The organism is Silvanigrella paludirubra (assembly GCF_009208775.1).
In the GTDB taxonomy this organism is placed as follows: Bacteria; Bdellovibrionota_B; Oligoflexia; order Silvanigrellales; family Silvanigrellaceae; genus Silvanigrella; species Silvanigrella paludirubra.
Window position 1 is genome coordinate 342,906 of sequence record NZ_WFLM01000003.1, and the last position, 20,727, is coordinate 363,632.

17 protein-coding genes and 1 other RNA gene are annotated in these 20,727 nt (G+C 32.3%); 8 read left to right on the forward strand and 10 right to left on the reverse strand.

Annotation, left to right across the window (positions count from 1 at the left end; translation table 11 throughout):
- Positions 1-31 precede the first annotated feature (31 nt).
- Both GCL60_RS09095 and GCL60_RS09100 read right to left on the reverse strand, forming a co-directional pair.
- Entirely contained in the window at positions 32-1,588 is a 1,557-nt protein-coding gene (locus GCL60_RS09095) for a penicillin-binding transpeptidase domain-containing protein (RefSeq protein ID WP_153420342.1), read from the reverse strand.
- A 65-nt stretch (positions 1,589-1,653) separates the two neighbouring features.
- On the reverse strand, positions 1,654-2,343 hold the full coding sequence (locus GCL60_RS09100; RefSeq protein WP_153420343.1) for a hypothetical protein: 690 nt from the start codon (positions 2,341-2,343) through the stop codon (positions 1,654-1,656).
- 119 nt (positions 2,344-2,462) lie between these two features.
- Between GCL60_RS09100 and GCL60_RS09105 the strand changes: the two genes are divergently transcribed.
- The 4 genes from GCL60_RS09105 to GCL60_RS09120 all read left to right on the forward strand — a co-directional run bounded on the left by GCL60_RS09105 (position 2,463) and on the right by GCL60_RS09120 (position 5,686).
- Positions 2,463-2,900, forward strand: coding sequence for a bactofilin family protein (locus GCL60_RS09105; RefSeq protein ID WP_153420344.1), 438 nt, complete (start codon positions 2,463-2,465; stop codon positions 2,898-2,900).
- A 49-nt stretch (positions 2,901-2,949) separates the two neighbouring features.
- Entirely contained in the window at positions 2,950-3,447 is a 498-nt protein-coding gene (locus GCL60_RS09110) for a hypothetical protein (protein WP_153420345.1), read from the forward strand.
- A gap of 120 nt (positions 3,448-3,567) precedes the next feature.
- On the forward strand, positions 3,568-4,509 hold the full coding sequence (locus GCL60_RS09115; RefSeq protein WP_153420346.1) for a COX15/CtaA family protein: 942 nt from the start codon (positions 3,568-3,570) through the stop codon (positions 4,507-4,509).
- Positions 4,484-5,686, forward strand: a complete 1,203-nt coding sequence (locus GCL60_RS09120) for a multidrug effflux MFS transporter (RefSeq protein ID WP_161998149.1) — start codon at positions 4,484-4,486, stop codon at positions 5,684-5,686. Before GCL60_RS09115 ends, GCL60_RS09120 begins: the two co-directional genes overlap by 26 nt.
- Before the next feature lie 12 nt (positions 5,687-5,698).
- Here GCL60_RS09120 and GCL60_RS09125 read toward each other — a convergent pair whose 3' ends face one another.
- The 8 genes from GCL60_RS09125 to rnpB all read right to left on the reverse strand — a co-directional run bounded on the left by GCL60_RS09125 (position 5,699) and on the right by rnpB (position 12,523).
- On the reverse strand, positions 5,699-6,367 hold the full coding sequence (locus GCL60_RS09125) for an O-methyltransferase (protein WP_161998150.1): 669 nt from the start codon (positions 6,365-6,367) through the stop codon (positions 5,699-5,701).
- A 106-nt stretch (positions 6,368-6,473) separates the two neighbouring features.
- A complete protein-coding gene (locus GCL60_RS09130; RefSeq protein WP_153420349.1) occupies positions 6,474-7,457 on the reverse strand; it encodes a trypsin-like serine protease in 984 nt (327 codons plus the stop codon).
- 39 nt (positions 7,458-7,496) lie between these two features.
- Positions 7,497-7,841 (reverse strand): 2Fe-2S iron-sulfur cluster-binding protein, encoded by a 345-nt coding sequence (locus tag GCL60_RS09135; RefSeq protein ID WP_153420350.1) that lies wholly within the window; start codon positions 7,839-7,841, stop codon positions 7,497-7,499.
- A gap of 19 nt (positions 7,842-7,860) precedes the next feature.
- Positions 7,861-8,637 carry an enoyl-CoA hydratase/isomerase family protein gene (locus GCL60_RS09140; protein ID WP_153420351.1) on the reverse strand — a complete coding sequence of 259 codons (777 nt, stop codon included), beginning with the start codon at positions 8,635-8,637 and terminating at the stop codon, positions 7,861-7,863.
- 83 nt (positions 8,638-8,720) lie between these two features.
- Positions 8,721-9,827: a DsbA family protein gene (locus tag GCL60_RS09145; protein ID WP_153420352.1), complete on the reverse strand. Its 1,107-nt coding sequence runs from the start codon at positions 9,825-9,827 to the stop codon at positions 8,721-8,723.
- A gap of 75 nt (positions 9,828-9,902) precedes the next feature.
- On the reverse strand, positions 9,903-10,754 hold the full coding sequence (locus GCL60_RS09150; RefSeq protein ID WP_153420353.1) for a tetratricopeptide repeat protein: 852 nt from the start codon (positions 10,752-10,754) through the stop codon (positions 9,903-9,905).
- 102 nt (positions 10,755-10,856) lie between these two features.
- Positions 10,857-12,098, reverse strand: coding sequence for a methionine adenosyltransferase (gene metK / locus GCL60_RS09155; protein WP_153420354.1), 1,242 nt, complete (start codon positions 12,096-12,098; stop codon positions 10,857-10,859).
- A 74-nt stretch (positions 12,099-12,172) separates the two neighbouring features.
- Positions 12,173-12,523, reverse strand: an RNA gene (rnpB, locus tag GCL60_RS09160) — RNase P RNA component class A.
- Positions 12,524-12,715: 192 nt separating this feature from the next.
- Between rnpB and glyS the strand changes: the two genes are divergently transcribed.
- From glyS to GCL60_RS09180, 4 genes are read left to right on the forward strand one after another with little or no spacing between them, the layout of a single operon-like run.
- Positions 12,716-15,859, forward strand: a complete 3,144-nt coding sequence (gene glyS / locus GCL60_RS09165; RefSeq protein WP_161998151.1) for a glycine--tRNA ligase subunit beta — start codon at positions 12,716-12,718, stop codon at positions 15,857-15,859.
- A gap of 1 nt (position 15,860) precedes the next feature.
- The gene (locus GCL60_RS09170; RefSeq protein WP_153420356.1) at positions 15,861-16,832 is read left to right on the forward strand and encodes a bifunctional riboflavin kinase/FAD synthetase; all 972 of its coding nucleotides are present in this window, start codon (positions 15,861-15,863) and stop codon (positions 16,830-16,832) included.
- Entirely contained in the window at positions 16,810-19,140 is a 2,331-nt protein-coding gene (ppk1, locus tag GCL60_RS09175; RefSeq protein WP_153420357.1) for a polyphosphate kinase 1, read from the forward strand. Before GCL60_RS09170 ends, ppk1 begins: the two co-directional genes overlap by 23 nt.
- Positions 19,140-20,714 (forward strand): Ppx/GppA phosphatase family protein, encoded by a 1,575-nt coding sequence (locus tag GCL60_RS09180; protein WP_153420358.1) that lies wholly within the window; start codon positions 19,140-19,142, stop codon positions 20,712-20,714. The genes ppk1 and GCL60_RS09180 overlap by 1 nt, the downstream gene beginning before the upstream one ends.
- Positions 20,715-20,727: the final 13 nt, after the last annotated feature.

Sequence of the window (20,727 nt, forward strand, 5' to 3'; positions counted from 1 at the left end):
AAAGTGATAATTAATAAATTAATGATTTAAGTTAATTGCTTCTGCTTGCAACTCTGCTATCACTTTTTTCTAACTTTAAGTAATCAGCCAATGTCGTTTGCGCAACAGAACTAGCTCGTACAACCCAGTTTTGTGGACTGGCTACAACAGTCCCGATAGCAATACTGTTAGGACTATTTAATGGAGCAATACCACTAAACCATGTGTAAAGAACATCTCTATTTTCAGGGTCTAGTAGAGTTCCTGTTTTTCCACCAATTTCATCTGCATCAGCTCGTGTGCCTGCTTTATGAAAAGTGCGTCTACTTGTTCCAGTGGCAATAGTAGCTAGCATAAGGGTCTCAACTTTTAAAGCCGTCTGAGGAGAAACTATTCTTCCTATTTGCATTGGTTTTGCTCTATAAACTTCTCTTCCATCCGAATTAAATGCGGCTTCTACAAGAAATGGTGCCATCATGACCCCACGATTATTTATAGCAGCAGATAATAATGCAGCATGAATAGGATTTAATCTAGTAGCACCAAATCCAGCGCCAGCTTCAGCGACTTCCTGAGGAGTAGCTGTATCGGGATCGGGTAATAAAAACATGCTAGTTTGTAATTTAATATCGCTTGGGATTGCTTTATTAAACATGAACTTCTCAGCGTAAAACTTTAAGGAAGAGAGTCCAACATCATACAAAGCAATTCTTGCAAATGCAGTATTACAACTTGAACCAAATGCTTTAGCAAATGTTAATCTTTGTGAATCTCGAGCAGGATCGGCAAGCCAATTTCCATTTCTGAGTGACCCACATCCTCCTCTAAAAGCGATCTCATCATAAGGATTTAAATTGCGTTTTTCAATAGCAGCTGAAGCTGTAATAATTTTCATTAAACTTGCTGCTGGGGCTCTTGAGCTTACAGAAATGACGGCATTTCTGTTACCTCCGTTTTGAGACAATGCAAGAATTTTTCCTGTTTTAGGATCTATAATTGCTGTAGATCCATTTAATATTCTAGTTTGGCTTAAATATTTTTCGGAAGCATCTTGAAGCTGTGGATCAATTGTTAATTCTAGTTTGAAATTTTTGTAATAAGAATAGGTTTTTCCATTTTTAAAAAACATTTTAGATGCAACTTCAGGCCAATCAATTTGACCAAATGGAGTATTAAAAGCCGCACCATTATTATTTAAAGACTCTCTTGGATCCGTAAATGCTTTTACTTTTACAGTATTTTGAGCAAATCGAGTGGGATTTATAATGGATGAACCGTTATACGCTGAAAATAGGACGGGTTGAGCTGTAACGTAAACCGTTTTAGCGTCAGTTCTAGCAAAGTTTTCTTCAACTTGTCTTCTATGCTTTGTCTTTGAGCGAGAAGTTTTTTTTGCTTTTACATTTTTGTTACTTTTGCGGACTTTTTTATTCGAATTTTTTTTATTTTTATTTTGATTTTGTTGTGAATATAAAATCGTTACGTTTTTATTGCCGGCGCTTTGAGCTAGTGCAATTTGAGAATTTGATAAAATAAATCCACAACCAAATAATGGGATAAGGAACATTTTCAATGCTTTTATTGGTATTAATCTTGATAAAAAATACATTATAGTTTCCTTAAGTTACTTTTAATAAATTGTAACACACAAAATTCATTTTGGATCTCGTTCCTTTAAATAATCAAATCTTTTTTTGAAAGTGCCCAGCAATCCAAGGTATAAACATAAAGTTTCTTTTGAAACATTATTGGCATGGTTCTTTTTGATTGGTAAGCCCAACCATTCAAATTTTGAGAAACCTCAAAACCTTGTTGATAACTGGAAAAACTATCTCCAACAAGTATTTTCGGCATATCTCGGAAAATTGAAAGGTAAATAACTGCATTTTTATTGGAAATTTCTAAAATTTTGCTTAAGGCTCTTTTTCTAATAGATGTTAAACCTGCGTTTAAAATTGGATATGTTACTTTTTCAAAGCTTCCAATGATACTTATTCCCTTTGGGCTTAAGGCCTTATCAATTTCTTCTTTTTCCATTGAATTGAAAATGAGTTCATTATGGGGGATTGGGGTCTCAATGACTTCAATAATAGGCAAAGCATTCGATGGAATATACCATGAAATATAGGCAAAAGGTAGCGAATTATAAAAGCCTTTACTAGCTTCTCCTGTGGTTGGAAAAATAGGGTATATTGTTGGAATTTTTGGGATATTTCCAGCATCATCCTCACAATAACAATCTTTTTTTCTTAAAAATAATAAATTTTCTCGAAATAAAGAGGATAAGCGTTCATAGGGAATATTTTGCATATCAGGAAAATGATTAAAAACTCTAATTGCGGCAATATATTCTTTGTAAGTCATTTAACCGTCCTAATACATTTTGTATCTCACAACTTTTACTGCACTTTTATACCTTTATATTACGAGTATTTATCTTGAGTTTCAAAAAAATCGCATTTTATTATTCTAGGAGCTTAGTGGTGTTTTCAAAAGCGAAAGATGCTAAAGTAATGTCGTCTACTCAAAGTATTGAAAATGTCTCAAAAAAATATAAAGGCGTGCCTTTTTCATTACTTGGAAGTCAAACCTTTTTTCAAGGAAAAGTGATTTTAAAAGGAGAAGCGCGATTAGCTGGTCATGTGGAAGGGACAATTATATCAGAAGATGTTCTTATTATTGAAGAATCTGCGTTGATTAAAGGTGAAATACAAGGGGTCGTTATTGAGGTTAGTGGGGTGTTTGAAGGAACATTGCATGCTGCTGAGTTATTAAGGCTGACTCCATCTGCTAGGGTTCAAGGAGATATTGCCTCCTATAAGCTTGTTGTAGAAGAAGGGGCAAAATTATTAGGCAAATTATCATGTCTTGATCCTCCTAGACATGTTAAAGATGATATTACGCTTGCAGTTGTTACTTAAAGACGATTTTAATCTAAATCTTTTGTTTTCTCTGTTTAGGAGAATAAATTTGACTGCGGATAAACCGATTTCAAAAGACTCCATAAAAGATCTATATAGCGAATCTAAGCATAGAATTAGGCTTATTCTTGCTATGTTAGGTCGTTATGAGCCTGAAAAAGTAAATCCGCTTCCTGATGAAAAATCTTTTGCTACCATTTCAAATTTAATTAATAGTATTATGAGTGCAGCACAATTTGAGTCTGAAAATCAATATCGAAATGCAATTGTGGATATTTCAAACTGGATGAATTGTGCTTTTAACGTAGAATACTTAACCAAAAATGAATCACTTTATCCAAATCCTCTTTATGCGGTTCGTAAAGGTGGTGAAATTCTTCATTCTTTTCTTCATAGAGATTTAAGAAGAAAACAATTTTCTTCAGAAGAAGATGAAATATATAGAAATTATCTTTCCTTAATTGCTTCTCTTCCTGATCCACGTAATAAAAAACTAGCGCAAGATGATGTTGATGGGATGATTGATGACCTCTTAAAAACTAGTTAAGATCTGCTTTTTATATTAGTAATTTATAATTCCAAAAGTTGATTTTCAAAATTTTCTTAATTACTATTTGGCCGATGTTTATTTATTATATTCTTCCTAATCACACATCGGAACTAAATTATGATAAAAATGAAAAACTATTCTCGATTTGCTTGGGCGTTTCTTGCTTATAATTTTTACGTAATTTTAGGTGGAGCTTATGTTAGAGCGACAGGCTCTGGTGCAGGTTGTGGAGAACATTGGCCTTTATGTAATGGTGTAGTTGTCCCTAATTTTTCCACTTTTCATACAATAATTGAATATACTCACAGAGTTTCAAGCGGAATCGTTGGAATTGGCTCTATTATTTTATTAGTCTGGGCTTTTAAAGTAACGAAAAAAAAGGATCCTATACGAATTTCTGCTATTATTGCATTTTGTTTTGTGGTATTTGAAGCGTTATTAGGAGCTGGTTTAGTTATATTTGGACTAGTAGCTAATAATTCTTCATACTTTAGAGCAATCGTCATGTCATTACATTTAGTTGCCACATTTATATTAATAGCATCTATTTCCTTGACTGCAGCATGGTCTTCTGGATTTAAATTTAATAAATTTAATATGCAAACTAAAAAGTTTTTACCTGTTTCTTTAATTATAGTTGGAATGTTTGTTGTGGGTATGTCTGGTGCTATTACAGCATTAGGCGATACTTTATTTAGGCCTAATTCTGTTGGCGAAGGTGTTATTAATGAAATAATAAATCCTTCCCATTTTTTAATGTCTTTAAGAATATATCATCCTATTTTTGCTGTTATTGTTGCTATATATACTGTTTTTACAGCTTGGAGTTTAACAAATAAAAATTCATCATCAATACAAAAAAAATTAACTTTTAGTATTACAGGAATTTTTATTCTTCAAATTTTTATTGGGTTCATTAATATTGCGCTTCTTGCGCCTGTTTGGATGCAAATAATTCATTTACTTATTGCAGATATTGCATGGATTTTTTGCGTGTTATTTTGTAGTCAAGCGCTTTCCGAGGAGATATCAGTTGAAAAATCGATCCAGCACGCTTAAGATTTTTATTCTTATTTTAATTGTTTCATTGTCTACGTTTTCAACTGATACATATGTTCCTTCCCTGCCCCATATGGTCAATGACTTAAATACGACACAAGCATTAATTCAATTAACTTTAAGCTTTTATATGATTGGTTTTGCCATATCTATGTTAACTTGTGGTTGTTTATCAGATCGTTTTGGTAGACGTCCCATATTATTAGGTGGTATTTCATTATATATTATTTCAACTTTTATTTGTATTTTTGCTTCTAATGTTTGGATTTTAATTATAGCTAGGTTTTTCCAAGCATTAGGCGGATGTTGTGGAATTGTTATTGGGCGGACGATAGTTCGTGATTCCTTCGAGAAAAAAGATCAAATTAAAGTGTTTACTTATATTTCTACTGGTATGGCAATTTCACCTGCCATTGCTCCTATTATAGGTGGGACATTACAAAGTTATTGGGGTTGGCGTTCGTCTTTTGTATTTTTATTTATAGTTTCTACTTTGGTATTAATTTTAGCATATTATAAATTAGAAGAAACAAATAAAGATTTAAATCCAAAAGCTACAAATATTTTAAATTTATTTAAAAATTACAAAATTATGTTAACTAATAAAATGTATATGGGATATACTTTAACTATTGCTTTTGCTTGGTGTGTTTTCTTCTCTTTTATCTCTTCATCCTCTTTTATTTTTCAAGATATTATAGGAGTTTCTCCAGTTGTTTATGGAATTATTTTTGGCTTTGTTTCATTTGGGTATATATCGGGTACTGTTTTAGCAAGAAAAATGTCCAATAAAATTCCATTAAATAATTTAATTTCAATTGCTACTTTTTTGTGTTTAATAGGTTCAAGTATATTATTTATTTTTGCAATATTAAATTATACTTCAGTTGCTGTTATATTAATTCCTTTAATTGTAATTATGATAGGAATTGGTATTATTTTTCCTTTAACTCAAGTAGGTGTAATTGATATATTTCCAAAAATGGTTGGAGTAGCTACAGGCTTATTTTTCTTTATAGAAATTATGACTGGGGTATTTGCAGGCTATCTATCTGGGGCATTTAAATCACAATCACAATTGCCTATGGCAAGTGTGATGTTGGCCTCGAGTATTCTTCTTGTTTTTACTTTTTACTTTTTAATTCTAAAGAAAAAAAATGATAAAGAAATAAACTAAGAAACTAAGAAACTAAGAAACCTTAATGGCTACAGTGAGTCCTTCTCCTGTGGGTAAAATAGTACTTCTAAACTTAGAGCTATTTGCGAGTCGTGAATTAAATTCTCTTAATGCAATTACTTTTGTATTTAATTCTGGGTCTTCTATATTTTCTTTATAAATATTTCCCCAAGCAAAAGTATTGTCACCAATAATTAATCCACCCACTTTTAAATTGTCTTCAGCCCAGGTTAAATATTTAGGGTAAGATACCTTATCTGCATCAATAAAAATGGCGTCAAATGGGCCTTCTTTTTCAATTGATTTTAACATTTCGATCCCAGGACCAACGTGTTGTTTTATTAAATGAGAAACACCCGCCTTTTGAAAAGATTCTTTTGCGGCATCGGCATGTTTTTGCTCTAATTCAATGGTATGCAAAATACCATCATTTTGAATTCCTCTAGCAATGCATATTCCTGAATACCCAGCTAAAGTACCAACTTCCACAATTTTTTTAGCTTTAGAGATACGTATTAATAATTCTAAATGTAGGCCATCCATATTGTTTACTTGAATGAGTGGAATATTTAATTTAGCGGAACGATCTTTGACTTCTTTTAAAATAGAGTCTTCTGGTTTGAAAGTATCTATTGCATAATTTGAAATTTTTTCACTAGTCTGAGAAAATGCTTTTTCCATGATCATCTCTCCTTATATTTATAAAAATAAAGTATAGATAATAATAAAAAAAATCAATTATAAAAAAAATATAATTGATTTTTAAAAGAATTTTATTTAGAGAAATCTAATATAACAATTTTTCACCAGCATCTAATTTATCCACAATCCATGAAAGATAAGGATATATATAAGTATTATTTGAATCTTCTGCAGTGCATTTATCATTATTAGTTACTTTTTGTGGGCCAACTAATCTATGATGTGTTCCTTGTGTAATTGAAATTAAGGAATGAAAATTTCCACGTTTTACAAACTGAGGACCACCTGAATCTCCCTGACAAGTTTGACCATAAGACATATGTTCTTTTTTCATTATAATAAAAGTATCTTTCATAGATGGTGCTTTAGATATATCAATCACTCCCTTATTAATTGCATTTTGAAATGATAAAAGTTCATCGCTATTATACGAAATATTATGATTTGGCTTTCTTAATGTGGCAACAGCCCATCTTATAATGCCTTTTGAATTATCTTCAAATTCTCCTGTTTGTCCAAATCCAACAAAAAGAGTTTTTTCTCCATCAAAATATTCTTTTGCAATTCGAGCTTGTTTTATATTTAGTTTACTTATGGATTCTGTAGTTTTCAAAATAGCAATATCTGCAAAAGGAATATTATCTTTATTGCTAGGATTATAAATATTATTATAAATTATATGTCTAACTGTAATTTTTTTATCTGTTTTATAACTTAAGGGTTTTTCATTAAAAACAAAAACATCACTTCTAGTAGCTTTACTATAAACACCTTTATCATCTTTTTTATAAAAGCAGTGAGCAGCTGTTAAAATTGTTTTATCTGCAATTGCTACTCCTGTGCATATACCAAAATTTCCAGCAATATAAACAGTAGATTCGTATCCCGGTATATTTTTTTCCTTATCATAACCAGCGCATGAATTTACAATGTATTGAGTTGAATTTTTATTGTTATGAAATTGATCTAATAATTCGGAGCACGAAAGTTCTTTTTCCTTTTCTTTTGGATTTTCGCTACAAGAAGAAAATAAAAATAAACTTAATATAAATAAAGTTTTTTTAAACATGTTTTTCGATTTTCCTAATATGTTTATTTAATCGTAATTTTACCAGTAATCAGCTTGTATGGTTAAGTCTGAAAAAACACGGCATAAACAAGCAAGACGGTTTTCAGTTAATTTATTATTTTTCAATAACGTATTTTTTTCAAAATCATTTTGTTCAGAAATAGCATTGGGATTATTAGTTATTACTTTAATATTACAAGCACCACAAACACCTACTCCCGAACAGGCTGCCCCAATTGGCAACCCTCTTTTTCTAATAAAGACCCATAAATTAGCTCCTGCTCTCATGAAAAATTCATCAATTTTGTGTCCAGATTTATTAAGCAAAATTATTTTTACAGATTTTGACAAATCTTTTTGAAGAGGAGGAGTTTGTTGGTCCATTTATTTCACTTTCAAGCGTTCAAAAATTTGCGGGTCTTTTTTCAATAAATGCCTTCATGCCTTCTTTAGCTTCTGAGCCTACAAATAATAGTCCAAACTCGGATGATTCCAATGAACACCCTTCTTCAAAACGCAATTCAATGCCTTGCTTAATCACTTTTTTTGCAACTTGAATTGCATGAGGAGCATTTTTTATTATTTTATCAGATATTTGATCTGTAAAAGATTCAAGCTCATCATGTTTTGTCACATGATTTACCAAACCATGCAAATGGGCTTCTGCAGCGGAATATTTATCAGCTGTAGATATCCATTCTATAGCTTTTGACGCTCCTATGCGTCTTGTCAAGCGTTGCGTACCAGAAAAACCTGGAATAAGCCCTAACGTCACTTCAGGAAGTCCAAATCTTGCTTTCTCAGAAGCTATTATGAAATCACAAGCGAGGGCAAGCTCAAGACCGCCTCCTAGTGCAAACCCTTGAACACGTGCAATTGTGATTTGAGGTAAATTTTCAAGCATGCTAAATGTTTTAGCGCCAAAAATTGAAAATTGAGTGGCTCGTTCTGGGGAATTAAAGTCTTGCATTTCTTTTATATCTGCGCCAGCAACAAATGCTTTGTCCCCTGAGCCACAAATAATTAATACTTTAATTTGTTTATTTTCATTTAGAAAGTGACAATGATTATGGATTTCTTCAAGAACTTGTTTATTTAGTGCATTCAATTGATTTGGTCTGTTGATTTGAAGAGTTGCTTTTTTTCCATTTATTTCTAAGTGTGTTAAAGATTCTGTCATAAAATTTCTCCAAAAATAAAAAGCCATAGGTTTCAACCTACGGCTTTTTTACTCTATTTGAAATAATCTATCAAATTTTGTTATTAGTTCTTTATTGAAAGTTCATTATTAATTACCTTTTCAAATTCTGATTTTGGTAAGGCTCCCATTAATTGAACTCCATTAATATAAAATGCTGGTGTTGCATTAATTCCTAAGCTTTGACCATATTCCATTTCTGCATTGATTTTATCATGTATTGCTTGATCTTTTCTGCATGAATTAAATTCATCCATTTTTAATCCAATTTTTTGAGCAATCATAGTATATGTTTCATCACCCAATTTTTTATGATTTTCAAATAAAGCATCATGCATTTGCCAATATTTATCTTGTTTATTTGCGCACTCAGCAGCAATAGCTGCAGGAATAGCTTCTGGGTGTATTTGTACTAATGGATAGTTTTTAAATACGTAACGAACTTTTCCTTTGTATTGTTTTAATACTTCTTCAACAATTGGTTGTGCTGTAGCGCAGAATGGGCATTGAAAATCAGCAAATTCTACTATCGTAACAGGAGCGTCTGCGGGACCTTTTGAAGGAGAATTTCCAATTTCTACATTTATTTTAGGAGAAACTGGTTTTGATGCACCTAATACTTCTATTTCACCTTTTGAAAGCGCTTGTGCTACAAGTGCTCTAAAATAAGAACCTGCTGCTTGATTTTGTAAGTAAGGTTTAACAAGAGCTTCTTGTTGCTCTGTTGTTTTCCCTTTTAATTGAGGATTTTCAGCATTTTCTTTTATAAATTGTTTTATTTGTTCATTTGTTACAGTAGATTTTTCTTGAATAAACATTTGTTCAGCTGTATTTGTATTAGAAATATTTTTGCTTTTCATATATTCTTTTATAAGATTATCAAAATATCTTTTAGCTAAAATATTTTCTATGGCTTTATAAGATTGACTTTCAGCATCAAAAAGTGTTTGTAACTCTTGAGTCGTAAGATCAGAGCGTTTTAAGGTAACATTATTATATTTTCCAATGACTTCTGTTCCCGCTGCGGTTTTTGAACTGCTTGAGACTGTTGACGATGTTTGTCCAGTTAAGTTATTTGCAATTTTTTTATAATCATGAAAAAATAGTGGTATTGAGCCAACAACGGCAGCAGCTATAAAAATTCCGCCAATAATAAATTTTCCAGAAGACATAAAAACTCCTTTAAACGCATAAAAAATTATACCCAATCCTTCTTATGCACTTAAGAAGGGCGAATCAAGTACAGCTTACATATTCTGCACACTTTTAATATTTTCAGCAAGTTCTTTAGCATAGCGCTTTTCTTCAATTTTGCCATCAACATCAGGTAAAGTTTGGGCTTTTTTAAACAATTCGAGAGCAACGTTTTTGTCCCCCGCTTTTTTCTTAAGAATTCCCAAATACATTGTATTTAAACGGTATTCAGGACAACTTTGAATAGCCTTATTATAATATTCTTCCGCTATTTTTTTGTCACCAAATGATATCAGACCACCAGGTACTTCTTGATAATATCTTCCGAGGATTCTTAATGGGCCACACCATTGGTACTTTGGGTCAATTTTTGATGCTTCTATTAAGGCATCTCTTCCAGGTTTTGCATTATTTAATGCTGAAAATATTCCTTTAGAAAGTCCATACGATCCTAAATTAATTGCATACCAATAAAATCCTTCAACACGTTTGGGTTCTAATTTTTTTGCAATTTCTCCGGCCTCATAACCATATTTAAATATTTTTGTTTTTTCACTTTTAGTAAGAGTTTCTACTTGCATAAAGTTACCATAATAATAAACAAGGCGAGAAGTTCTCCAAGATATATTGAAATCGTTAGGTACTTTAACTTCTTTTTTAAAGAAATTTATAATTTCTTGCTCGCCTTCATTTGTTTCACGATTATCCCATAGTTTATCTAAAATTTTAATATTTATTTGGTCTTCAGAGGTTTCTTTAGCGATTGTGTTTGTTTCTTTAGTGCTTTCAGAGACTGTTTCTTTATCTTTAATAGCAGAGTCGTTTTGTGCGTAAGATATATTGCTAAATAAATTAAATGAAATAAAAATACCAAATAATAATTTCAAATTTTTTGTGATAATCATAAATGCTCCTGCCAGAATGAAAAGACTCAGAACTGGCAGATTATATTTTTTTTTGAGCACTGTAAATAAAGGAAGGAATTGATTTATTTATGAATTGATAAATTAAACAAGCTTTTTAAGATCTTCAACTTTATCTAATTTTTCCCATGGAAAATGATTACGTCCAAAATGTCCATAGGAAGCAGTTTCATGATAAGTAAATCCATTTTTCTGAGGATTTAATAGATCAAATGTTTTAACAATTCCAGATGGTGTCATGTTAAATACTTTTTGAACAGCTTCTTCAATTTTAACGCGATTTACTTTTTCAGTTCCATATGTATTCACATTAATACTAACGGGTTGAGCAACTCCAATTGCATATGCAATTTGAACTAGAGCTTTGTCAGCAAGACCTGCAGCTACAATATTTTTAGCAATATATCTTCCCATATAAGCAGCAGAACGGTCTACTTTTGAAGGATCTTTTCCAGAGAAAGCGCCGCCGCCATGTGCTCCATGTCCACCGTATGTATCAACAATAATTTTACGTCCTGTTAATCCACAGTCACCTTGAGGTCCACCAATAACAAATTTACCGGTTGGATTAATGTGATATTTTGTATTGGAATCAAGTAAATTTGAAGGAATTGTATTTTTAATTACATTTTCAATTACAAAATTACGAATGGTGTCTTGTGTTACGTCATCAGTATGCATTGTACTAACAACAACTGTATCCACTCTTTTCATTTTTCCATTATGATATTCAACTGTAACTTGAGATTTTGCGTCTGGACGTAACCAATTTGCACTACCTTCTTTACGTGCTTTTGAAAGATTACGTAAGATAGAGTGAGCATATTGAACTGTGGCAGGCATAAACTCAGGTGTTTCGTTAGTAGCATAACCGAACATCATGCCTTGGTCACCAGCACCTTGTTCTTTGTGTAAACCTTCGCCTTCATTTACACCTTGAGCGATATCTGGAGATTGTTGATCAACGGCAACAATAACACCGCAGCTTCTATATTCAAAGCCGTTGTTAGGATCATCGTATCCAATTTCTTTAATAACGTTACGAGCTATTTCAGAATAACTTTTCATTTTGCGTTTTTGTTTTTGTTCATTTGCGTGAACAGTTTCTGGATTTAAAGTAATTTCACCAGCAATAACTACTAATCCAGTTTTGCAAAGAGCTTCGCATGCTACTCTTGCTTTAGGATCAAATGATAAAAGTTCATCAAGAATTCCGTCAGAAATTTGGTCTGCTACTTTATCAGGATGTCCTTCACTAACGCTTTCGGATGTGAAGTAAGTAATTTCTGGAGAAGAAGAATTTAATGTGAGCGAGCGTTGAAACATATTCTATTTCCTTTCATATCAACCGCTGCAGAGTGGTTAACTTTAATTGATTAAATAAAAGTAACATTAAATTAAAATTCGGGTAACCCATAAGCCGGATTCTGTTTAAAACTACAATTTCTCTTGATGTTACGTTACCGTAGCATTCTTTGCAGCCAACCCGAGTGTCAGTGAGCCGAGCCAACTCTCCACCCCTATTTGGCTTTGCTTCAGATGGGGTTTGCCAAACCGACTGTCACCAGCCATGTCCGTGAGCTCTTACCTCACGTTTTCACCATTGCCAGCCTTGCGGCTTCGGCTGTGTATTCTCTGTTGCACTTTCCGTCGAGTTTCCCCGCCTGGCCGTTAACCAGCATCTTGCTCTATGAAGTCCGGACTTTCCTCACTCCTACAAAAGTAGGACGCGCTGTAGTTGAATTACCCGAATTGTCACCATTAATATCTGAATTCTTTCAAAGCAAGGAAGTTTTGAATTATTTTAAATAAAGTTTTAAAATTCGGCTTTTCAAAGAAGTATACTAACAGATTGCTTAACTTTCTTTTCTTAATCTTTTTCTTAGTGTAAACAATCTTTGCGAGGCTCGTTTTAGATATTTTTCGTGTGAAAGGTGAACCCAGTGGAAATTAAGAATTTTCAAGAATTTATTATCGCTCTTTGCAATTATTGGGTGGATCATGGCTGTATTTGGAGCCAACCTTATGATGCAAATATGGGAGCTGGGACCTTTCATCCGCATACATTTTTAAAAGGAGTTGGGCCTGAGCCATGGCGTTCTGTTTATGTACAACCATGTAGAAGACCTGTTGATGGGCGTTATGGAAAAAGCCCTTATCGTTTTCAACATTATTATCAATTGCAAGTGCTTTTAAAACCATCGCCATCAAATATAGTAGATATTTTTCTTAAATCCCTTGAACATGTTGGCGTTAATTTAAAAGACAACGATATTGGTCTTCTTGAAGATGATTGGAAAGGACCCACTCTTGGTGCTTGGGGATTAGGTTGGGAAGTCCGCGCCAATGGACAAGAAGTGACACAATTTACTTATTTTCAACAACTCGGCGGTTTAGATATTGATGTCGTTTGTGGTGAAATTACATATGGTTTAGAGCGTTTATTTATGTATTCTAAAGGATACAAAAATGCTTTAGATATGCCATTTAATGATCATTTTACTTATGGCGATATTTTTTATCAAAATGAATTTGAATTTTCTCATTTTAATTTTAAAGAAGCAGATACAAATGAGCTCTTTAGACATTTTGAAAAATGCGAAGAAAAAGTTTCTCAACTTTGCGAAAAAGGTTTAGTTTTACCAGCCTATGATTATGTTTTACAGGCTTCTCACTCATTTAATTTATTAGATGCTCGTGGTGCTATTTCTGTAAGTGAAAGACAGCGCTATATTGGGCGTGTTCGTGATTGTGCAAAAAAATGCGCAGTTCAATATCGTTCCGCACGTGAAAAACTTGGTTATCCTATGTTAAATCGTCTCGATACCGATGCGCGGAAACCTATTTATCCAAAAGGCATTATTCATAACGTAACAGAAAATAAAGAAACAAATGTCTATAAAAATATTTCCGATTTTTCAAATAAAGAAAAATTAAATGTTTTATTTGAACTTGGTGTTGAAGAAATGCCACCAAATTTTCAATTAAGTGCAAAAGCAGAGTTAGAAGAAAAAATTCATTCTTTTGTGAATATAGAAAATTTAAATTGGGTTTCATTTAAAAATGAAACAAAAGAAAATTTAAACAATGGTGGATATAAAGTAGATATTTCTTCACGTCGTTTAAGCATACAATTTAAAAATATTCCAAAATCGGAAAACTCAAAAACAGTTGAAATTTGGGGACCTGTTGAGCGTATTGCTAAATCTGCTGATGGTTCTTTATCTCCAGCTGGTCTTGGGTTCTGCAAAAAAAATAATTTAGATCCTTCAAATATTAGTTTTAAAACAAAATCGGATGGAACATTTATTTATGCCGAAAAACATGTAGTAGGACGTGACTTCCCTACTCTTTTGGCAGAAAAATTTAAAGAATGGTGTTATAGTCTTTCCGCACCACTTAAAATGAAATGGTTACCTGCAGAAATAAGTCCACAGTTTATTCGCCCTGTTCGTTGGATTGTTTCGTTGGTTGAGGACAAAGTTATTTCATTAGAAATGTTTGGCTTAAATTCGGGTCGTAAAACTTGTGGACAACGAATTTTGCATCCTGAAGAAGTTACTTTAAATCATGCAAATGAATATGAAAAAACATTAGAGAAAATATTTGTAGAGCCTTCGCTTGAAAATCGTAGAGCTATTTTTTCGTTTGAAGCAAACAAACTTGCTCAAAGCAAAAATGGGAAACTTCAAAATGATGATTCCTTATTAAATAAATGTGTCGGTTTATTTGAAAACCCGACTTTATTTATAGCTGAATTTGATAAAAAATATTTGCGTTTACCAAAGCCTCTTATTTCAAGTGTATTGCGTGAGCATATGAATTATTTTTCTGTTGAAACTCTAGATGGAAATAATTTATTGCCATATTATATAGGTTCAGCAAATTATAAATGCAATAATATTGAAGAAATGATCGAAGGAACAAAAACTGTTGTTATTGGTAGACTTGAAGATGGCGCTTTTTATTATGACACCGACTTAAGTACTCCTATTTCTGAGTTTCGTGATCGATTAAAGGATCAATTATTCCAAGCAGGAATGGGTACTTTATTTGAAAAAACAGAACGTCTTAAAAAAATAGCTGCATTAATTGCAAATCAATTATCGCAAAAAACAGATTTAAATATTATTGAAAAAGCAGCAGAGCTTTGTAAGGCCGATTTAAAAACAGGCTGTGTTCAAGAATTTCCAGATGAAATGCAAGGTTTTATGGGAGGGGTTCTTGTAAGGGAACAAAATATTTTTAATGACACAAATTGTTCTTTAATAGCTGCAAAAGCAATTGAAGAGCACTATATGCCTGCAGGTGCGAATTCTCCATTGCCTTCTACGTATGAGGGCGTCATTCTTTCCTTAACAGATAAACTCGATTCTCTTTGCATGATGATTTGCCATGGTGCGGAAGTAAAAGGCAATAAAGATCCTTTTGGTATGAGAAGACTTGCTTTGGGAGTTGCTCGTTTATTAGGTATAAAAGATGAAAAAAATAGTATCTCTGTTTCTTTAAAAACAGTAGTAGAAATTTGTTTAACTGTTATTCAAGAAAAATCTAAAGTAACAAATGAACACAAAGAAAAAATATATTCCTTTATTTTAGATCGTATGAAAGCAGCATTAGAGGGAGAATATGATCCTCGTTCTGTAGAGGCTCTCATAAGACAACTAAAAGAAGAGCCACTTCATAAAGTTCGTAATTTTGCCGAAAAAATTGCTATTGCATTAACACAATCTGGAAAAGGATCGTTATTAGAGGCCTTAATTCCATATAAAAGAGCAAAAAATTTAACACAGGAATGGACATCAACTGAAGTAAATTCTTCTTTGTTTAAAACAGCGGAAGAAATTTCCTTATTTGAAAAATTAAATAGTCTAGAAATCCGAATTAAAAGAAATATAGAAAATGCAGAATATAATGAATTGCTAATCGCGTTGGCAACATTAGCACAACCAATGGCGTCCTTTTTTGATGCTGTAATGGTTAATGATCCTGATGAAAATTTAAAAAGAAATCGACTGTCTCTTTTAAAGAAGATATGTTCCCTTTACGAAGACGTAGCCGACTTTTCTTTAATTCAGGTACAGTAATATGACTTTGAAAAATAGTTATCAGGTTTTTGGTGATAAAGATGCAATTGAAAATAAAAAACCAATTGCAATTACTTTTGGAAATTTTGATGGAGTTCATGAAGGACATTTTTATTTAATTCAAGAGTTAAAAAAAATGTCTAAAAATATTCCCATTGTTGTTGTTACTTTTGATCCACATCCTGCGACTTTTTTTTCTGGTGGAGTTGCAAAACCATTATTAAATACACTTTCTGATAAAGTATCGCTTTTATTAAAATCTGGAGTAAATACGGTAATTATTCAAGAGTTTACCAATGATTTTGCTATGCTTACTGCAGATGAATTTTGTCTTTGGTTAAAAGATAATTTTAATATTCAGGCAGTCATGCTTGGACATGATTTTTGTTATGGCAAGCAAAGGAAGGGTAATTTTGATCATATGAAATTGTTTGCAGAAAAAGAGCATTGGGAAATTAGGCAAACACAGCCATTTAAGTTATATGATGATAAAGTAGTTTCCTCTTCTTTTGTAAGACAAGTTTTATCTGATGGAAATGCAGAAGATGCAGAAAAATTACTGAGTCGTCCCTATTTTCTTCCCGGAGTGGTAGTTAAAGGCGACCAACGTGGACGATTAATGGGATTTCCAACAGCAAATATCGAGCTAGATGACATTCTTGTTGTTCCAAAATATGGTGTTTATGCTTGTTATGTTGAAATTGATTCTAACGGAATTTTATTGCCTGCAGTTATGAATTGTGGAGTACGCCCAACAATTGCGAGTGGATTAAAATTGCAAATTGAAGCTCATATTCTAGACTTTTCAGATGATATTTATTCAAGAAAAGTAAAATTTCATTTGAAAAAATTTATACGTGGTGAAATGAAATTTACAGGAATAGATCAATTAAAGGAACAAATAACCAAGGACGTTCAGCAAGCAAGATCTTTTTTAATGGATAACCTAAATGAGCAAGTTAATAAACTCTGAAAGAAATATTCAAAAATCTTTACCCCCTACGATCACAAATCATTTTAATAAAGAAATTCAAACACAACATAAACATATTCATTTAGATGACCCTGATCTTTATATGAATCGTGAAATTTCATGGTTATCATTTAATGAAAGAGTTTTAACAGAAGCAGAAAATAAAAATGTTCCTTTATTAGAGCGCGTAAAATTTTGTATTATATTTGCTTCTAATTTAGATGAATTTTTTATGGTGCGTTTATCTGGTTTATTAAGACTTGTAGCTCAACATCATACAACAATTTATGATGAAGAAGAGTCAGAGGAAACCCTCGATGAAGTTGCAATAAAAGTAAGAGAACTATTAAAACGCATTTCAAAATGTTTACATTCACAAATTTTACCTGAATTAGAGTTAAATCATATTTCTATTCCCAAATTTTCCGAGTTAACTCGATCAGAAGAAGAAAAATTAGACTCACATTTTGAAAGTCAAGTTTTTCCTGTTTTAACACCTCTTGCTGTTGATCCAGCGCATCCTTTTCCTTATCTTTCAAATTTATCTTTGTATTTAGCTGTTACTTTTGAAGGAATCTCCGAAAATGGAGAGCCTTTATTAGCATTAGTTGAAATACCGCAAAAAATATTAAGACTTATTCCTATTTCTCAAAAAGCAAATAAGCATCGCTTTTTTTTATTAGATGAACTTATTAAAAATTATATGCCTTCGTTATTTCCTTGGACACAAGTTACAGGAGCTTATGGTTTTAGAGTAACAAGAAATCTTGATTATCAATTATTAGATAATGAAGTTAAAGATTTAATGAAATCCATTGAATATGAATTAAAAGATAGAGAGCAAAAAACAGTAGTCCGATTAGAATATGAAAAAAATATGCCCGATTGGTTACGTAACAAACTAGCAACAGTCCTTGATTTAGATTCTTCTGATTTATATGAAATTGATGGCATGATTAATATGAGAGATTTAGCTCCCTTATTAAAAATAGAACGTTTAGATCCTAGTTTAAAAGATGCCGCATTTAATCCAAGATTAAATATTAATTTAGTTGATGCAAATAGAGATATTTTTGATGTTATTCGTGAACGAGATATTTTATTGCATCATCCCTATGACTCTTTTGCAAGTGTTCTCGATTTTTTAAGAAGTGCCGCTAAAGATGATAAAGTTCTTGCAATTAAACAAACATTATATCGTTCTGGTGGTGACTCACCTATTATTGAAGCTCTTGTGAATGCAGCCGAACGAGGAAAACAAGTTACTGTTGTTGTCGAATTGAAAGCTAGATTTGATGAAGCCAATAATATTGAATGGGCAAAACGATTAGAAAGAGCAGGAGCGCATGTTGTTTTTGGATTTATTGATTTAAAAACTCATGCTAAATGTACGCTTGTTGTAAGAAAAGAAAAAAATAACTATCTCCAAAAATATGTACATTTATCTACAGGAAATTATAATAGTTCAACTGCAAAACTTTATACAGATATTGGCCATTTAACAACAGACCCTGCATTATGTGATGATATTGCGAACGTATTTAATTTTATAACAGGCTTTAATATTTTGAGAGATCAAGATTTAACTCAAATGAGAATACCTCATTTTGAAAAAATTAAAGTAGCACCTTTTCGTCTTCGTGAACAAATTATTCAAATGATAGAAAACGAAAAAAGAAAAAATACTCATGATAACCAAGCACATATTATATTAAAAATGAATTCACTTGTTGATGTAAAAATTTGTCAAGCTTTATATAGGGCAAGTCAAAAAGGAGTGAAAATTGATTTAATAGTAAGAGGTGTGTGTATTTTAAGACCCGATATTCCAGGTGTTTCAGAGAATATTCGTGTTGTAAGTGTTATTGATAGATATTTAGAACACTCTCGTATTTATTGGTTTAAAAACTGTGGAGATCCCATTATTTATTGTGGTAGTGCTGACTTAATGGAACGAAATATGGATAGACGAATTGAAGTGGTTTGGCCTATTGAAAGTTCCGATTTAAAGTCTAAGTTAACAGCAATTTTAAATAATTTTTTAATAGATAATTGTAAAAGTCATGAAATGCAGAGTGATGGCTCATATGTTAGAAATCAACCTGCTTCAGGCGAAAAAATGTTACGTTGTCAGGATAAATTCATTGAATATGCTCGTCGTTATGGTATAAAGTCAATTGCCTATGATCAGGCAATAAAACCATTATTTGATAAAAAGGAATTTGATCGTATTCCTGAAAGATTTATTCCTTCTTTGGTTGTTGAAGAAATACAACCTAAAAGCCTCAAGAAAAAGAAGAAAAAATAATGTTAAATTTGCCTAATAAAAAAATATTTGAAAAAAAAAGAATAGCTGCCATTGATGTTGGGTCTAATAGTGTCCATATGTTAGTTGTTGATATGGAGTCTACCAACTCATTTACAATCATTGCCTCTGAAAAAGATCAAGTAAGATTAGCGGCTTCAATAGACGAAAATGGCAATTTAACAAATGAAGCTCTGAATAAATCAATTGTAGTCTTAAAAAAAATGAAAGAAATTGCTGATGGATTAAGAGCTCAAATTAGAGCAGTTGGAACGAGTGCTCTAAGAGAAGCTAAAAATGGTACTGATTTTGTTGCAAAACTTTATAAAAAAACAGGAATAGATATTGAAATTATCTCTGGTCATGAAGAGGCTAGGCTTGTTTACTTAGGAGTTCAACAAGGGCTTCCCATTCAAGGAAAATCGACTCTAATTGTTGATATTGGTGGTGGTTCAACAGAAATTGTCGTGGGTCAGTGGGGAGAAGAACGTTTTGCAACCTCGTTAAAACTAGGATGTGTCCGTTTAACTCAAGGATTTATTCATACGGACCCTTTAGGTGATGATCATTTAAGGGCTTTGGAACTTTATATTAATACAAGGCTTGAGCCCGTTTTATCTGAGGTTGAGAGAATTGGATTTGACTGTGCCGTGGGCTCATCTGGAACAATTAAATCCATAAAATCATTAGTTCTTGGATTAACAAACACGCCTCCTTTACAAACTATGCATGGTTCAACATTAACGGCAAAAGAAATATGGACTGCAAAAGAAGCGTTATTAAGAGCGCGTTCCCTTAAAGAACGTAAGCAATTACCTGGTCTTGATTCAAAAAGAGCCGATATCATTGTTGCAGGGCTATTTGTACTAAGTTCAATTACAAAAATACTTGGGATAAGAGAATGGACTATTTCTTTAACAGCGCTAAGAGAAGGTATTTTATTTGATACCATGCTGAGAGATGGTGTTTGGCTTCAAGGTGATACGAGTGATGTTAGATGGCGTTCTGTAAGATCTTTTGGTCAAAAATTTCATGTTGATGAGGCTCATGCCTTCCATATTACTTCTTTTGCTGTAAGTCTCTTTGATCAATTAACTTTTAAACATTCTTTGCCAAGTGCATGGCGTGAGTTCTTGCGTTCTGCCGCATATTTACATGAATGTGGGTTATTTATAGGGCATACAGGGCATCATAAGCATACCTTTTATTTTATTCGAAATGCTTCTCTACCAGGCTTTACAACGCGTGAAATGCAAATTATTGCTACTATCGTGCGTTATCACCGTAAGCGTATGCCAAGAGATAATGATGAAGTTTATTGCGATTTTGATAAAGAAATTCAGAAGGCAGTAAATATTTGCGCGGCAATTTTACGACTTGCAGTTTCGCTAGATAGAGGTCGTCAAGGTAAAATACAAGAGATAATCGTGAAAGAAAATTCATCTTCCAAAATGAGTTTAGCAGTTCATTTAAGAGCAACTCACGATATTGAACTGGAAATGTATGAAGCGGCTATTGAAAAAAAAGCTTTTGAAAATGTTTTTATGTGTTCCTTAGAAATTGTTCTTGAGCAATAGCATTAATGTAATA

Coding starts and splice junctions, on each gene's coding strand:
- GCL60_RS09150 (WP_153420353.1), bottom strand. CDS start 10,754: ATGATTATCACAAAAAATTTGAAATTATTATTTGGTATTTTTATTTCA.
- GCL60_RS09125 (WP_161998150.1), bottom strand. CDS start 6,367: ATGGAAAAAGCATTTTCTCAGACTAGTGAAAAAATTTCAAATTATGCA.
- GCL60_RS09135 (WP_153420350.1), bottom strand. CDS start 7,841: ATGGACCAACAAACTCCTCCTCTTCAAAAAGATTTGTCAAAATCTGTA.
- GCL60_RS09130 (WP_153420349.1), bottom strand. CDS start 7,457: ATGTTTAAAAAAACTTTATTTATATTAAGTTTATTTTTATTTTCTTCT.
- GCL60_RS09180 (WP_153420358.1), top strand. CDS start 19,140: ATGTTAAATTTGCCTAATAAAAAAATATTTGAAAAAAAAAGAATAGCT.
- metK (WP_153420354.1), bottom strand. CDS start 12,098: ATGTTTCAACGCTCGCTCACATTAAATTCTTCTTCTCCAGAAATTACT.
- GCL60_RS09100 (WP_153420343.1), bottom strand. CDS start 2,343: ATGACTTACAAAGAATATATTGCCGCAATTAGAGTTTTTAATCATTTT.
- GCL60_RS09145 (WP_153420352.1), bottom strand. CDS start 9,827: ATGTCTTCTGGAAAATTTATTATTGGCGGAATTTTTATAGCTGCTGCC.
- ppk1 (WP_153420357.1), top strand. CDS start 16,810: ATGAGCAAGTTAATAAACTCTGAAAGAAATATTCAAAAATCTTTACCC.
- GCL60_RS09095 (WP_153420342.1), bottom strand. CDS start 1,588: ATGTATTTTTTATCAAGATTAATACCAATAAAAGCATTGAAAATGTTC.
- GCL60_RS09140 (WP_153420351.1), bottom strand. CDS start 8,637: ATGACAGAATCTTTAACACACTTAGAAATAAATGGAAAAAAAGCAACT.
- GCL60_RS09170 (WP_153420356.1), top strand. CDS start 15,861: ATGACTTTGAAAAATAGTTATCAGGTTTTTGGTGATAAAGATGCAATT.
- GCL60_RS09115 (WP_153420346.1), top strand. CDS start 3,568: ATGATAAAAATGAAAAACTATTCTCGATTTGCTTGGGCGTTTCTTGCT.